Source organism: Microbulbifer aggregans, assembly GCF_001750105.1.
In the GTDB taxonomy this organism is placed as follows: Bacteria; Pseudomonadota; Gammaproteobacteria; order Pseudomonadales; family Cellvibrionaceae; genus Microbulbifer; species Microbulbifer aggregans.
Map to the genome: position 1 here is coordinate 2,630,131 of NZ_CP014143.1, position 14,865 is coordinate 2,644,995.

The 14,865-nt window shown below is 60.9% G+C and carries 10 protein-coding genes; 4 read left to right on the plus strand and 6 right to left on the minus strand.

All coding sequences use genetic code 11. From position 1 onward, the window contains the following. Window positions 1–181: 181 nt before the first annotated feature. Window positions 182–2,359 carry a catalase/peroxidase HPI gene (katG, locus tag AUP74_RS11425; RefSeq protein ID WP_069948856.1) on the plus strand — a complete coding sequence of 726 codons (2,178 nt, stop codon included), beginning with the start codon at window positions 182–184 and terminating at the stop codon, window positions 2,357–2,359. A gap of 129 nt (window positions 2,360–2,488) precedes the next feature. On the opposite strand, the gene AUP74_RS11430 is transcribed toward katG, so the two are convergent. The 5 genes from AUP74_RS11430 to AUP74_RS11450 form a co-directional block, all read right to left on the minus strand. Then, entirely contained in the window at window positions 2,489–2,926 is a 438-nt protein-coding gene (locus AUP74_RS11430) for a DUF2784 domain-containing protein (protein WP_069947678.1), read from the minus strand. Then, window positions 2,901–3,629: a DUF6064 family protein gene (locus tag AUP74_RS11435; RefSeq protein ID WP_069947679.1), complete on the minus strand. Its 729-nt coding sequence runs from the start codon at window positions 3,627–3,629 to the stop codon at window positions 2,901–2,903. The genes AUP74_RS11430 and AUP74_RS11435 overlap by 26 nt, the downstream gene beginning before the upstream one ends. Next, entirely contained in the window at window positions 3,626–4,558 is a 933-nt protein-coding gene (locus AUP74_RS11440) for an aldo/keto reductase (protein ID WP_069947680.1), read from the minus strand. Before AUP74_RS11440 ends, AUP74_RS11435 begins: the two co-directional genes overlap by 4 nt. Further along, window positions 4,555–5,010, minus strand: a complete 456-nt coding sequence (locus AUP74_RS11445) for a hypothetical protein (protein WP_069947681.1) — start codon at window positions 5,008–5,010, stop codon at window positions 4,555–4,557. The genes AUP74_RS11440 and AUP74_RS11445 overlap by 4 nt, the downstream gene beginning before the upstream one ends. A gap of 154 nt (window positions 5,011–5,164) precedes the next feature. Next, a complete protein-coding gene (locus AUP74_RS11450) occupies window positions 5,165–5,821 on the minus strand; it encodes a peroxiredoxin (RefSeq protein ID WP_069947682.1) in 657 nt (218 codons plus the stop codon). A gap of 717 nt (window positions 5,822–6,538) precedes the next feature. Here AUP74_RS11450 and AUP74_RS11455 point away from each other — a divergent pair. The 3 genes from AUP74_RS11455 to AUP74_RS11465 all read left to right on the plus strand — a co-directional run bounded on the left by AUP74_RS11455 (window position 6,539) and on the right by AUP74_RS11465 (window position 11,640). After that, window positions 6,539–8,227, plus strand: coding sequence for a VRR-NUC domain-containing protein (locus AUP74_RS11455; RefSeq protein WP_069947683.1), 1,689 nt, complete (start codon window positions 6,539–6,541; stop codon window positions 8,225–8,227). Further along, window positions 8,224–10,722, plus strand: a complete 2,499-nt coding sequence (locus AUP74_RS11460) for an ATP-dependent DNA helicase (RefSeq protein WP_226999775.1) — start codon at window positions 8,224–8,226, stop codon at window positions 10,720–10,722. The genes AUP74_RS11455 and AUP74_RS11460 overlap by 4 nt, the downstream gene beginning before the upstream one ends. A 102-nt stretch (window positions 10,723–10,824) precedes the next feature. Beyond that, window positions 10,825–11,640, plus strand: coding sequence for a CLCA_X family protein (locus AUP74_RS11465; RefSeq protein WP_226999942.1), 816 nt, complete (start codon window positions 10,825–10,827; stop codon window positions 11,638–11,640). Window positions 11,641–11,741: 101 nt separating this feature from the next. On the opposite strand, the gene AUP74_RS11470 is transcribed toward AUP74_RS11465, so the two are convergent. Next, the gene (locus tag AUP74_RS11470) at window positions 11,742–14,864 is read right to left on the minus strand and encodes an efflux RND transporter permease subunit (RefSeq protein WP_069947686.1); all 3,123 of its coding nucleotides are present in this window, start codon (window positions 14,862–14,864) and stop codon (window positions 11,742–11,744) included. Between the last annotated feature and the right edge of the window lies 1 nt (window position 14,865).

Consider the following 14,865-nt stretch of genomic DNA (forward strand, 5'->3'; position numbering starts at 1 on the left):
TATCTTTGTGCATACCCTGCGTTACTTCTCCTCGGGAGCCACTGATATGCTCAACAATAAATCAATCGGCGCTGTGTTGGCGCTTTCTGCATCTTTGTTTTTTTCACCGGGCTTGATTCAGGCCCAGGAGCAGCCTCCACTCGAGGCGGTCGGCAATCCGGAGGGACCTAGTCAAAAGCGCATGCAGGGAGCGCCGAAGTCCAATCAGTTCTGGTGGCCGGATCAGCTGGATCTCGCGCCGCTACGGGATCACGGTGCGGAATCCAATCCGCTGGGGGAAGATTTCAATTACGCCAAGGCCTTCAACAGCCTCGATCTGAAAGCGGTCAAGAAAGATATCGAGACCACCCTGAAGACCTCGCAGGACTGGTGGCCGGCCGATTACGGCCACTATGGCCCGCTCATGATCCGGATGGCCTGGCACAGTGCCGGCACTTACCGGGTGGCCGATGGCCGGGGTGGTGCTGGCGGCGGTCAGCAGCGTTTCGACCCGCTCAACAGCTGGCCGGACAACGCGAATCTCGACAAGGCTCGCCGCCTGCTCTGGCCAGTGAAACAGAAATACGGTGAAGCCCTCTCCTGGGCGGATCTGATGGTGCTGACTGGTAATGTCGCCCTGGAGTCCATGGGGTTCAAAACTTTTGGCTTTGGTGGCGGCCGTGTCGACGACTGGGAGCCGGACCTCGTGTACTGGGGGCCGGAAACCAAAATGCTCGATGCCGAGAAGCGTTTCAAAGGCGGCAAGCTGGACAACCCTCTGGCCGCCACGGTAATGGGCCTGATTTACGTGAATCCGGAAGGCCCAAACAGCAGCGGCGACCCGGTAGCCGCAGGGGAACGCATCCGCCTGTCATTTGGCCGCATGGCCATGAATGACGAGGAGACGGTGGCGCTGATCGCCGGTGGCCACGCCTTTGGCAAAAACCACGGCGCGGTGAAGGCGGACTGTGTCGGCCCCGAGCCGGCAGCTGCGCCGATTCAGGAGCAGGGTTTTGGATGGAAAAACAAATGCGGTAAGGGCAACGCCTCGGATACTTTTACCAGCGGGCTGGAAGGCGCCTGGACCGTGAGCCCGATCCAGTGGAGTAATAATTACCTGCAGAACCTCTACAACTTCGAGTGGAAGCAGGTGAAGAGTCCGGCCGGCGCAATTCAGTGGATCCCCAAGGATCCCAATGCCGCCAACCTGGTGCCGGATGCGTTCGATCCGAAGAAGCGGCATGCGCCAGTGATGTTGACCACGGATCTGGCGCTCAAGATGGACCCGGCCTATCGCAAGATTTCCGAGCGGTTCAAGAACAACCCGAAAGAGCTGGAAGATGCCTTCGCCAGGGCCTGGTTCAAGCTGACCCACCGCGATATGGGACCGAAGTCCCGCTATCTTGGGCCGGAAGTGCCGAAAGAGGATCTGATCTGGCAGGATCCGGTGCCGGCGGTCGATCATAAGCTGATCAGTAGTGGCGATGCCGACAAATTGAAAGCCAAGATTCTCGCCTCCGGCCTGACTATCCCAGAGCTGGTGCGCACCGCCTGGGCTTCTGCTTCCACCTTCCGCAGGAGCGACCTGCGTGGTGGTGCCAACGGTGCCCGCATTCGCCTGGAGCCACAGAAGAACTGGCCGGTGAACAACCCGCAGGAACTGGCCAAGGTGTTGAACAAACTGGAAAGCGTTCAGCAGGATTTCAATAAGTCACTGTCTGGCGGCACAAAGGTGTCCCTCGCCGATGTGATCGTGCTGGCTGGTTCCGCGGCCATCGAGGAAGCAGCCAAGAAGGGCGGCCACAACGTCAAGGTGCCTTTCACTGCGGGCCGGAGCGATGCCACTGCGGAAATGACCGAAGTTGAATCCATCAAGTATCTGGAGCCCAAGGCGGATGGCTTCCGCAACTTCTACACCGAAGGCGGTGGCACCATGCCGCCGGCGGAGGCGCTGGTCGATCGCGCCGACCAGTTGTCGCTGTCGGTGCCGGAGATGACGGTGCTGGTGGGTGGTCTGCGCGCGCTCAATGCCAATACCGGCGGTTCCAAGCATGGAGTGCTGACGGATAAACCCGGAACCCTGAGCAACGATTTCTTCGTCAACCTGCTGGACATGTCCACCGAGTGGCAAAAGTCATCGAAAGGCCCGGGTGTCTACGAGGGCAAGGACCGCAAGACCGGCAAGCCAAAGTGGACGGCCACCACCGTGGACCTGATCTTTGGCTCCAATTCCGAGCTGCGGGCAGTTGCCGAGGCCTATGCGACCAAGGGCAGCGAGGATCGTTTCGTCAACGACTTCGTCGATGCCTGGGTAAAGGTGATGAATCTCGATCGGTTTGATGTGCCGGCATCGCAGGGTTCGCAGACTGCAGCAAGATAATCCGGCGCGGGGGCGAGCAGGGCACAGCTTTCTCGCCTCTGAGATTGAGCATGGAAACTGACTTGAAGAGCGGCCAATTGCCGCTCTTTTTCTTGGTGCGGTGCTTCCCGTAAGCAAGGAAGCTTCCGGTCAGCCCTTACCCGAGAATCGTCGAACAAAAGGCCGCGGTCGCACCCAGTACCAGCTTGCCAGCACCAGCACGCCGAAAACCGTGTAGCTGAGGACAAAGACCCAGTTCGGAAAGCGGTAATACAGAGCGGTGCCCAGCCAGTGCGCGATGAAGCTGCCTGAATAGGTGGCTTCCCCGGCGCGCTCCCGGAGTGCCATTTCCCAGAGCGTGAGCGGGCAGATGGCTCCCAGCCAGGACTGCAGCACCACCACACCAATCGCCGCCAGGTGTGCGAGCCGAAACCACGGATTGCGTACCCAGTCCCAGGATCGCAGTTTTCCAATCAGGATCAGGGCAAGACCGAGCACAACAAAAGCAACGAAAACCACGTGTGTAATGAGGATCAGGTCTGCCGCCAAAAGGTAGAGTGCCTCACCAGTCACCGGGCAGCCCGCCATTTGAATCCCCTTTACCAGAGCGTCCCTCAACCTGTTTGCCACTTGCGATGCTCTTCCAAACCAGTGCCACCGGTATCAGTGCAAGCAGGCTCAACAGTGGCGTGGCCCAGGGCAGCTCCAGTACAAAAAGCGTGAGTGCAGAGAGCACGGTAGTAAGGAGGGGGATGATGCTGGCAATCCAGAGAGTGATACCTTTCAGCACTATCAGGCCAAGGCCCAGGGTGGCGAGCGCGGTGGGATCTGGATGGATACCGAAAACCTCTGCCTGCCGCCAGGAGTAGCCGGCTAATAGCGCTATCAGGGGGTAACCGAGCAGGCTGAGTAGCGCGATCGAGACGCCGACCAGGCTGGAGAGTTTGTCGGAACTTTCCCTTCTGTCTGTCCCGATCCCGGTAGTCCCGATGAGTGTCAGAATCACTGCCTGCGCCAGAAAGGTCCACCCGAAATAATGTGCAGCCCAGTTGAGTTCTGCAAACCGTTGCAGATGGAAGACCAGCCCTGCGAAGATCCATGCTGGTGCCATGAAAAGACAGGCAATGCGGGGGCGACGCTTCAGAGCGAACACCAGGGCGGCTAAGCCAAGCGCCAGCATGGCCAGGTGCAGAGGCCAGACGCTCTCGTTAAGCCGCTCGAGCAGGCGCAGGTAAACTTCCTGCGAGAAGGGGATGAAGTCCTGCAGGCTATACGTGGACCACTCGCTCATAGAGACTCGATATAACTGGCCATCCGCTCTCTGCAAGAGGCAGATGGCATGGGGCTCTGGCCGGCGCGCATATTTTCGTTCAGGTGGTCGACACGGGTTGTAGCAGGGATGGCGCAGTTGACCGCCGGGTGGCTGACAATAAATTTCAGCAGGAAGTCAGCCCAGGTCCTGCAGCCACACTCCTCGACTGCCCACTCGGGTACTTTTTCCCGGCGCTTGAGGCCCTTGATCAGGTTGCCGCCGTCGTAGGGTCGGTTGGCGATGACGGCAATACCCCGCTCGCGTGCCAGTGGCAGCAGGCGATCCTCGGCTTCTCGATGGGTGATGTTGTAGGTCAATTGGGCAAAGTCGATGTCTTCGCTCGCCATCACCCGTTCGAATTCGCTGTGGCGTCGGCTATGGGAAGTGGTGATACCGATATAGCGAATCTTGCCGGCGGCTTTCAGTTCGCGCAGTGCCGCCAGGTGTTCTTCCCAGTCGGTCAGGTTGTGTACCTGCACCAGATCAAAAGTCTTCACGCCCCAGCGTCTTGCCAGCTCATCGACCTGTTCTCGTGCCGTCCCACCCGCCGGACTCCAGACCTTCTCCGCAGAAAAGAGGGTGTCCGGTTCTCCCAGGCGCTTGAGGGCATAGCCGATGACGTCGGGGGCAGAGCCATACATCGGTGATGAGTCGATCAGTCCTCCGCCGTGCTGAAAGAAAGCGTCGACCACTTGGGCGCGTTCCGCCAGCAGCTGCGGGTCGCTGCCGACATTGAATGTTCGCCAGGTCCCCAGTCCAATCACCGGGAGCGGCTCGTCGCTTGAGGGAATGGGTTTTCTGACGGCGGTGGGGCCTGCTGCAATCAGCTTGCTGCACGGCAGCCAGAGAGCTGTGAGGCCGGCGCCGAGTACATTCAGAGCTTGTCTGCGGTTGTATCGAACTGTCATGTGATCCTTGCAGTTTGGGAATTCCCTTTAATGGCTCCGGGGCGCCAGACTGCAGTCCCCAGCAGCAGTACAAAGCATGCGAGCACGAACACTTTGTTCACAAACCAGTTGGTACGCCAGATCGACCATTCCGGGTCAGCAAGGAACCGGGCAAAAAAGCTGACAATGATGACGATCTCGAGGACGGAAACCACAAGCGCCAATGGATAGGTATAGTTTGGCCGGGCCAACAGGGCCCATCCGAGCCAGAGATGAATAACCGGCCAGAGATCCCAGTAGATATACTGGCTCCACGGCTCACCCATTGCCACCGCGTAACCAATGGGAAACAGGTATTTGATGAACAGGGTCCAGGCCACGAGGATGAAAAGAAAGTGGGCGAGAAAGGCAATCCAGCCGCTCGGTGAGGTCTGCCGTTTTCTTTTTGGGGCTGTCTGGGGCAACGGATCCATCGCTTTCTTCTACTGCTCGAATTGAACGGGGGCTGGCTGAAGATCACCCTCACTGCGCGTAGATGCCGAGGCCTGGAGGGTTGGTTTAAAAAGGCCGGGACAAAGCTTGCCCCGGTCTTCTCTCACTTTCAGCGGTCGGATTCCAATCGGCAGCTTATTTGCCCGGCGCTTTCGTATAACGGAGGTAGGGCAACTTGATGTCGATCTCGCCGAATTTATCCTTTGCCTGCTCATCGTTCAGGCTCAGGGCGACGATGACGTCCTGGCCAGGAACCCAGTTTGCCGGTGTCGCAATCGGTACTCCGTCTGTGGCCTGCACAGCATCCAGGGCTCGCAGGATCTCGGCGAAGTTGCGGCCTACCGACATGGGGTATGACATTGTCAGCCGAATCTTCTTGTCCGGACCAATGATGAAGACCGTGCGCACCGTGGCGCTATCGGCAGGGGTGCGACCATCAGGTAGGTAGGCGTCGGCCGGCAACATGTCGTACAGTTTGGAAACGTTTAAAGAAGTGTCATCAATGATCGGGAAATCCGCCTGTGCGCCGGCAAAGGATTCGATGTCACGCTTCCACTTCTGGTGCTCTTCCACACTGTCTACGGATACACCCATCACCTTGGTGTTGCGCTTTGCAAACTCTGGCGCAAGTTGGGCGACGGCGCCGAACTCTGTGGTGCAGACCGGGGTGAAATCTTTCGGGTGAGAAAACAGGATGGCGTAGCTGTCGCCAATCCAATCATGGAATGAAATCTTTCCCGCAGTGGAGTCGGCGGTAAAATCTGGAGCGGTGTCATTGATGCGTAGAGACATCGATTCTGATCCTCGGTTGGTTGTCAGTGCACTTGTCGATCCGTCGCTTCTTACCTCAAAGCATTTGAACTGAGGTTTGAGCATATTTAGCTGGGGGCGGAAGTTCAACGATCAACGACTAGCGGCCAACAGGGAATAGGGCTTTCTGTATCCTGTTCCGATGTGAGCAATTGTCGGTAGGGGTTATGACCCTGTAGCGCGGCTTAAGTTGTCATTCATCATCGTCGACAGAAAGACTGCGTCCGAATCAGCGCTACCGGTCAGCTTCATTGAAATAATCCTGCGCCAGCTGCAAGGAGGTATCAGTGCTAGCTATCGATGGCTATTGAACTTGGGTGAGTTTCCCGGGAGTGAGTTCCTTGCAATTGAATCGAAGGGATCAACGATTTTGTTCAGAGTTGCTTGTAGCTATTCGAACGATGTCGCCGACTGCCACGCCATTTCATTGGCAATTGCTGAAACCCAGCCTCAGTGCTTGCGACCGCCAATAAAAGCTTCCGAGTCGCTCGGGCTCAGGGTAAGTGCCTGGTCAAATATTGTCCGGCGGTGTTGCTGGGCGGGTGCGTGTACTGCTGGCTAGTCAGTCGCGGCGCGGGTTTGTTCGCGGTCGGGGACTTCTGTATAAATATGCAGTAGTGTCCTTTAGCCCGGTTGGGGCATCCCCCATCAATCTGAAAACCCGCTTTCAGAACAGCCGTGAATGCTGAGCAGTAGAGAATGTCCGCCGTCGTCGAACTCGCCCCTGACTATTATCTGACCAACTTTCGTGCCCTGGTGGACTTTGTGGTGGCCCGCTACGAGCGACTGCTTTCTGCCGATGAGCGTCAGTTTTACCGTGCCTTCCGGGCCATGGATATCAACAGCCAGCGGCTGTATGTGCGACTGCTGTCCCGCAAAGGGGTGCCCTCATCAGCAGGCGCTTTGTTTCGCCTCGGCAAACTGAGCTACGTGGAAATCGATGACCTGACCGGCGCCGCGGATCGGTTGGTCTCTGCGGGCCTGTTACTGCGTGATCCAGCATTGCCCCTTGCAGAGATCCTGCCCCTCTACAGCAAGGCCGAGTTATTGGCCTCTAGCCCCACAACCCTACCCAAAACCCTGAAGCGCCAGGCTCTGGAACAGGCGCTTCTGGAGCGGGGTGGAGATGAGGTGGATAGTTTGGGTGTGCTCCTCGCCGATGACGCGGTGCTCGCCGTGCAGGGCGCAGACCATTTTGACACCTTCAAGCTGTGTTTCTTTGGCAACCTGCGGCAGGACCTGACCGATTATGTGCTGCGTGACCTGGGCCTGTATCGTTTTGAGAGCTACCCCCTGGACCGACAACACCTGCCTTTCCAGAGCCGCACACAGGTAGAGCAACACCTGTGTTACTACGCGTGTCTCGAGCAGCTGGATACGGCGATGGAGGAGGGCGCGGAGGCGATCGTTGCGCTGGCGGAACAGCTACCCGCGCATAGCGAGGGGGATGCGACCCTGCACCGGCGCCTGGACCGCCTGCGCCTGACCCTCGCCCGGCAGCTGGAGCGACTGGAGGCGTTCGAGGCGGCCGACCAGCTGTATCGGCAGTGCAGCCGGCCACCAGCCCGGGAGCGCCGGGCGCGGATTGCGGCCCAGTGCGGAGAGGTCGATGTCGCCTTGAGTCTCTGTCAGGAGATCCTGGCGACACCCCACAACGAGGCCGAGCAGATTTTTGCCGAGAGCTTTGGCTACCGCACGGCCAAGCGGGCAAAGCGCCTCGCGGGCTGGGATCAGCCGGCTCGCTACCAGCCACCCACTGAGACCGTCACCCTGCCGCCAGAACCGGATCGCGTCGAGCGGCTGGCCGCGCTCTACCTGCAGGGCGGGCTGCCACCCGCAGAGGTTGAGTCCGATCAGTGTTTTTACGTGGAAAACTGTCTGTTCAACGGCGTTCTGGGACTCTACGTGTGGGACATCCTGTTTTCAGCGACGCCCGGGGCCTTCTTCAATCCCTTTCAGGCCGCGCCCAGTGACTTCCGTACCCCCGACTTCTATCCCATGCGCAGGGAGGCTTTCGAGGTGCGCCTGGCCGAACTGGATAATGACAATCTGGCCCGCCGGGTCTGGTCGAACTACCGCGAAAAATGGGGAATCGCCAATCCGCTGGTGGCCTGGGAAGCGCTTTCTGAGTCCTTGCTGGAACTGGCTCTGGCCAGAATTCCGCCGGAACACTGGCAGCTGCTGTTCAGGCGACTGCTGAACGATATCGAACACCATCGCAACGGGTTGCCGGACCTGATCCTATTCCCGGCAGAGGGAAGTTATGAGTTGGTGGAGGTGAAGGGCCCGGGCGATCGCCTGCAGCAAAACCAACGGCGCTGGTTGACGTTTTTTGCCCGTCACCAGATTCCGCACCGTGTCCTACACGTGGAATGGCAGCAGCCGTGAGTGAGGTAGATCCGGTCGAGAACACCGTAAGTGACGATAAGGCAAAGGACCTCCCGGTGTTGGAACTCTCTGTGGGTGAACTGGTGGCTTTTGCCTGTCGCCGTGGCGACCTGGTTGGTGAGCGAACTGGCGGCCCCTCGGCCCAGGAGGGTATCCGCGTCCATCAGAAACTGCAGAAAAAGCGCCCACCGGGCAGCGAAGCCGAGTACCTCCTGCAGGTGCAGTGGCATTGTGATGGGCAGGCCGTCGTGCTGCGCGGTCGCGTGGATATCCTGCACCCGCAAACCGACCTGCACCGGCCCGTGCAGCTGGATGAAATCAAGACCACCTATTGCCCGCCGGAACACCTGCCGGAGTCGGCCCGCCAGCTGCACTGGGCACAGCTGAAAATTTACGGCTTCTGCTATCTCCTGCAGCAGCGCCGTGAAGCAGAGAAAGCCGCCACTGGCGACCGCATCGCCCTGCAGATGCTCTGGTACAACCTGAAAGAGAAGAAGGGTTATCCGGAGTTGCGGGAGTTCAACTGGGGTGAGCTGGAGCGCTTCACCAGCGACGCCCTGCGGGAGTACCTCCTGTGGCACCGCCGCTGGCAGCAGCACCGGCAGCGCGTGCGTGAGTCTGCCCGGGTGCTGGCATTTCCCTTCACCGACTACCGTGCCGGGCAGAGGCCACTGGCGGTGGCGGCCTATCGTTGTATCCGTGATGGCGGTGAGCTGGTGGTGGAGGCGCCCACCGGTATTGGCAAGACGGTCAGCACCCTGTTCCCGGCGATCAAATCCATGGGCGAGGAGCATGTGGATCAGCTGGTCTACCTGACCGCCAAGAACTCCGGCCGGGAGGTCGTCCGGGATACGATAGCGCGACTGCAGGAAAACGGATTGACCCTGTCCCTGCTGCAAATTCAGGCCAGGGAAAAAACCTGTGCCTGCTCGCTGGGGCTGTGCAGTCGCGATGCGGATGGTATCTGTCCCCGTACCCGTGGTTTTTTCGACCGCCTGCCCGAGGCGCGGCATCAGTTACTGGGGGAACCACTGCTGACCCCCGAGGTGCTGGCAGAAGTCGCCGACCGATTGCAGTTGTGCCCGTTCGAGCTGTCCCTGCAGATGCTCCCCTGGGCCGACCTGGTGGTGTGTGATTTCAATTATGTCTTTGATCCGCTGGTGCGGTTGAATGTACTGCAGGACCGGGCCCAGCGCCGCGCTCTATTGGTCGATGAGGCGCACAACCTGGGTGACCGGGCGCGCGGCATGTTCACGGCCGCGCTCAACCGCAGTGAGAGCCGTCGGGCAGCGTCGGCCTGTAAAGGCACCCATCCGACACTGCGCCGCAGTATCCAGTCGCTGGTGCTGGCTCTGGACAAGTGGGTTGCCGAGCGGCGGGAAGAGGGCAGTCGTTTAGCAGTAACGGGCGACGACAAGACTGAACTGTGGGTGACCTCACTGGCGGAGTCGGATTCGCGCCCCCTAGCCGTCAGCCGAGCCGCCGACAAGGTGGCAACCGTGGTGAGCCAGTTGTGGGAGCAGGGCCAGTCAGCACCCGATGATATCGCTGACTGGCTGAAAGCCCTTTACCGCTTCCTGTGTATCGAGCAGCTGGCTGCAGAACAACATCGTTGCCTGACGCGAGTGCGAGACCGCGATGCGCCCTGGCAAGAGCAGCAGCTGAAGCTTCTCTGCCTGGATGCAGCAGACTACCTGCAGCAGGTGTATCGCCAGTTCCACGCCATCATTGCCTTTTCCGCCACCTTGCGGCCCCCGGCCTACGTCACCCGCGAACTGGGTGTTCAGAGTGCGTCATCCTACCTGCAATTGCCATCGCCCTTTGACCCACAGCAACTGGGTGTCTTTCTCTGCCCGTATGTGGACACCCGCTACCGGGCGCGGGATCGTGCCACGGATGCGCTGGTCGACATGGTGGCGCGGGTCTATGGCAGCCGGCCGGGTAACTACCTGGTGTTCTTTCCCTCCTACCGGTTTATGAAGCTGGTGGCGGACCACTTTGCCGGACGATTCCCCCAGGTGGATCTGGTGCTGCAGCAATCCGGCGCCAGCGAGAGTGAACGCGCGGCCTTCCTCGAGCACTTTACCGAGGGCCGGCAGAGCCTCGGCTTCGCCATTATGGGTGGTGTCTTTGGTGAAGGCGTCGACTACGTGGGCGAGCAGCTGGTGGGAACCATCCTGGTGGGAGTGGGGCTGCCACAGGTCAACGAGGAGCAGGAACTGTTGCGTGCGGCCTACGACAGCGGGAGTGAAGCCCTGGGTGGCACAGGTTTCGACTTTGCCTACCGTTACCCGGGTATGACGCGGGTGCTGCAGACTGCCGGGCGGGTGATCCGCACTGAATCCGACCGCGGCGTAGTGATTCTGGCCGATTACCGTTTCTCCGATCCCTTTTACCGCGCCCTGTACCCGGAACACTGGCAAGTGAAGGTATGCAGTGATGGCGAGGCGCTCTCGAATGGGCTCAGCCGCTTCTGGGAGCCCCTGGTGTCGTAAACTGCCCTCTGGCCACCGACTTGCCCACTGTTGCACAATGGCTGCTGTATCCATGTACAGCTCTATGCTGCAGTCCAACTCTGAACCAAAGCGCCATTGACCGTGTTATCCCGACAGTTCTACCGCCGCGGACCGAATCTGAATCATCTCCACCCGGTTACTTTTACCGATGTGCGCAGGACCTTCGGTTTCCGCTCCATCAGTATCGGCCGCTGGGTGACGCAGGCAGAACGGGATCGTGCCGCCGGGCTTTTCCATGACGCCCTCATCGACTTGATGTCGATCCTGCGGGGCCCCGAACTGCTGATCTCCCTGCGCGGAACCCTGTCGTTCCAGTATGGGATTGGCGGCCGTCCGGGCATATCCGCCTTCTACGAGCCGGCTTCCAGAAGCTTCTCTCTGGCCAAGAACGCGGGCCCGGGCTCCATTGCTCACGAGTGGTTCCATGCACTGGACCACTACCTCGCCGGCAAGGCCTTTACCGATGCCCCCGGGCGCATGTTTGCTTCCGAGGCCTGGTTGCGGGACGCGACTCCGGTGGTTCATCCCCTCAATGACCTTCTCTACGCCTGTTTCCGCACCATCATGCTGGATGAAGAGGGCGAGGAGCCCAGTGAGCTGTTCCGCATCTCCAGTCGGGTCGACAAGGCCAATGGCTGTGTCTACTACAGCGAGCCGGCTGAACTCTGCGCACGCGCCTTCGAGGCCTTTGTGCAGGATGCCAGTATCAGCAACAACTTCCTCGTCGCCGGCACCAAAGCAACCTCTGAGGCAAAAATGGGCCTCTACCCGAGTGGCGAGCATCGCCGGCGCATCAACGCGGCATTTGCCGAGTATTTTGCCTTGCTGGGTAGGGCCCTGCGTGCGGACCTCATGCGATCGGAGCAAGAGGAACTGGAACGAGAGCAGTTGAAATAACAGCGCCCGGAACCGGAGCTCTGCGGGCAGGCCGCCCGGCATTGGGGCGCCCCGCTGCTCCCGACCACCATTCTCGGTGGCGGGAGCATCGGTGGGGGTGATTAGCGGATGGCCTGCAGCTCCGCGTCGAGCCGTGTGGACTCCACCGAACGCGGCTTGTGGAAACGGCCCAGGGCCAGATAGACCACCGGGGTCAGGTAAAGGGTGAATAGCGCCGCCAGGCCGAGGCCACCGAACATCACCCAGCCGATGGCAGCGCGGGCCTCGGCACCCGGGCCGCTGCTCAGAATCAGTGGCAGGCCGCCCAGTACCGTCGACAGCATGGTCATCGCAATCGGGCGCAGGCGCACCCGCGCCGCTTCGGTAATGGCGTCATAGACACTGTGGCCACGGTCCCGAAGCTGGTCGGCGAACTCCACCAGCAGGATGCCGTTCTTGGCCATCAGCCCGATTAGCATCACCAGCCCGATCTGCGAAAAGATATTGACGGTGGTGCCGGTGAAGAACAGAGAGTAGACCGCTGCAGCCAGGCCGAAGGGCACGGTGGTCATCACGATCACGGCACTGCCGAAGCCCTCGAACTGCGCACACAGCACCAGGAATACCACCAGTGCGGCGATGGCATAAGTCATCGCCACCTCCCGCGAACTCTCCTCCAGTGTTTCGGCTTCGCCGAGGAACAGGATGCCTACGTCGGGCGGCAGAATTTCTTTCGCCAGTGCCCGCAGCTCGTCGACCGCACTGGCCAGCGGGTAGCCCGGTTCCAGTCCCAGATCGATTTCAATGGCGCGGCGCTGGCCCAAGCGATCCAGCTCGGCGGCGACGCTCTCCTCGCGCAGGGTGACCATGCTCGACAGCGGCAGCAGGTCGCCGTTGCGGCTCTTCACGTACAGGTTCACCAGGTCCTCTGGCGAAGAAACCGTTGTGTTGGCTGCCTCCAGCATCACTGGCACCGCCTGGTCCCCAACATTCAGGTCGACTACATCGAGGCCGTCGACCACTGCGCGCAGGGTGGTGGCGATATTGTCCAGGGGGACACCGAGATCTGCCGCGCGGCGGCGGTCGATTTCGATCGAAAGCTGCGGCTGGGTCGGGCGGTAACTGATGTCCGGCTGGCCCAGGTGCGGCAGGCGGTCTTCGATGGCGCGGGCCATGTCCCGGGAGGCCTGATAAATACGCGCGTAATCGTTGCCCACCAGCGCTACCTCGATGCCACCGCCGCCACCGCGCAGGGACAGGCTGTTGGGGCTGCTGACACGGATGCGCGCTCCGGGAATTTCTGCCAGCGGGCCGGCGATTTCCCCGGCCAGGGCCTGCTGCGTGGCCTGTCGGGCATCCCATGGCGCCAGCGGCAGGGTGACACGGGCGCGGTTGGGGTCATAGCGGCCGATTTCCGTGAGGATGTCGGTGGCATCGCCGCGCTGCACCAGCGGTCGCAGCACGTCTTCGATCTGCTCGGCCTGGCGGCTGATGTAATTCTGCCCGACGCCATCCGGACCGGTGGCGTCCACACGGATCAGGCCGCGATCCTCCGGCGGCAGCAACTCTTTGCCCAGTACCAGGTAGAGACCGCCGGCACCGATGGCCAGCAGCAGCGCGATGGCAAAGCTCAGGCGGGCATGGTGCAGGCACCGCGCCAGGCTGTGCTGGTAAGCCGCACCGACACGCCCGCCGAACCGGGCCAGCCGATCATAGAGCGGCCGGACACGGGGGGTATCATCGTTGTCGGCGAGACGGGCGGTGAGCATGGGCACCAGGGTCAGTGCCACCACCGATGACAGCGCCACCGCCGTGGCCAGCACCAGGCCGAACTCGCGGAACATACGCCCGGCAGTGCTCGGCAGCAGGGCTATGGGGATAAAGACACTCACCAGCACCGCCGTGGTGGCCAGCACCGCAAAGATCACCTGACGTGTACCCAGCACGGCGGCCGCCCTGGCACCGAGGCCCTGGGCCCGGCGACGCTGGATGTTTTCCAGCACCACGATGGCATCATCCACCACCAGCCCGGTGGCGAGCACAATCGCCAGCAGGGTGAGGATGTTGATCGAGAAGCCCATCAGCCAGATGCCGGCCAGGGTGCCGACCAGGGCGACCGGGATCGCAGTGCTGGGCACCAGGGTGGTGCGGATATTGCCGAAGAACAGCCAGATTGCCGCCACCACGATCAGGATGGTGTAACAGAGGCTGATGACCACCTCGGTCACCGAGCCACGGATAAACACGGCGCGGTCTTCAGTGACGGTGATATCGAGATTGTCGAAGCGCTGGTTCAGTCGCTCGATTGCCCGGTGCACGGCGGCGCTGATTTCGATGGTATTGCTCTGCGCTTGGCGCACGATACCGAGGCCGATTACCGGGCGGTCGTTCAGGTATACCAGCGACTGCACGTCCTCGGGGCCGAACGCCACATGGGCGACATCACCCACCCGGGTCTGGCCGCTGATAATGATGTTGCGCACCTGCTCCTCAGTGACTGTCGATGCATCGGTACGTACCAGCAGTTGCTGGTCCTCGGAGCGGAAGCTGCCTGACGGTACATCCAGAGGTGCCTGTTCGAGCACGGCGGCCACATCGCTGACGGAGAGGCCGAAGCTGGTGAGCCGCAGCGGATCCAACACCACCCTCAGTACCCGCTGGCGCTGGCCGGATATGGGCACATCCGCTACGCCGGAGATCGAGATAAGCTCCGGAACGATGTCCTTCTCGATGATGTAGGTGAGGGCCTCATCGCGGAGCTGGTCACTGGTCACCGCCAGGTGCATGACCGGTTCCGGCTGGTCCGCGGCCTTGACCACCACCAGCCGCTCCACATCGTCGGGCAGCTCCCGCTGCGCCTGGCTTACCGCCTCGCGCACGTCCGCCGCGGCGGTATCGAGGTCGACGTTGGAGTTGAACTCCACGTGGATGCGGAAATTGTTCTCTTCGCTGGAGGACTCGATAGTACGGATGCCGGACACCCGCGCAATCGCGCCCTCGACGATGCCGGTGACCTCGGCGTCCATGGTTTCCGGCGACGCTCCGCGCATCTCGCCACGCACCGAGACCACTGGCACATCCACATCCGGTAGCTCTCGCACCTCGACGGCAGTAAAGGCGGCGATTCCGGCGATGGCGATCAGTAGGTTCAGTACCAGCACCAGTACCGGGCGACGGATGGCAAGGGCAGCCAGGTCGCTCCGGGAGTGTTCGTTTGCGAGCTTGTCGTCAGCAGGGGCAGTCATG

Excerpts from the sequence above, each read along its gene's own strand:
- katG (WP_069948856.1), top strand. The coding sequence starts at position 182 with ATGCAGGGAGCGCCGAAGTCCAATCAGTTCTGGTGGCCGGATCAGCTG.
- AUP74_RS11430 (WP_069947678.1), bottom strand. The coding sequence starts at position 2,926 with ATGGCGGGCTGCCCGGTGACTGGTGAGGCACTCTACCTTTTGGCGGCA.
- AUP74_RS11435 (WP_069947679.1), bottom strand. The coding sequence starts at position 3,629 with ATGAGCGAGTGGTCCACGTATAGCCTGCAGGACTTCATCCCCTTCTCG.
- AUP74_RS11440 (WP_069947680.1), bottom strand. The coding sequence starts at position 4,558 with ATGACAGTTCGATACAACCGCAGACAAGCTCTGAATGTACTCGGCGCC.
- AUP74_RS11445 (WP_069947681.1), bottom strand. The coding sequence starts at position 5,010 with ATGGATCCGTTGCCCCAGACAGCCCCAAAAAGAAAACGGCAGACCTCA.
- AUP74_RS11450 (WP_069947682.1), bottom strand. The coding sequence starts at position 5,821 with ATGTCTCTACGCATCAATGACACCGCTCCAGATTTTACCGCCGACTCC.
- AUP74_RS11455 (WP_069947683.1), top strand. The coding sequence starts at position 6,539 with ATGTCCGCCGTCGTCGAACTCGCCCCTGACTATTATCTGACCAACTTT.
- AUP74_RS11470 (WP_069947686.1), bottom strand. The coding sequence starts at position 14,864 with ATGACTGCCCCTGCTGACGACAAGCTCGCAAACGAACACTCCCGGAGC.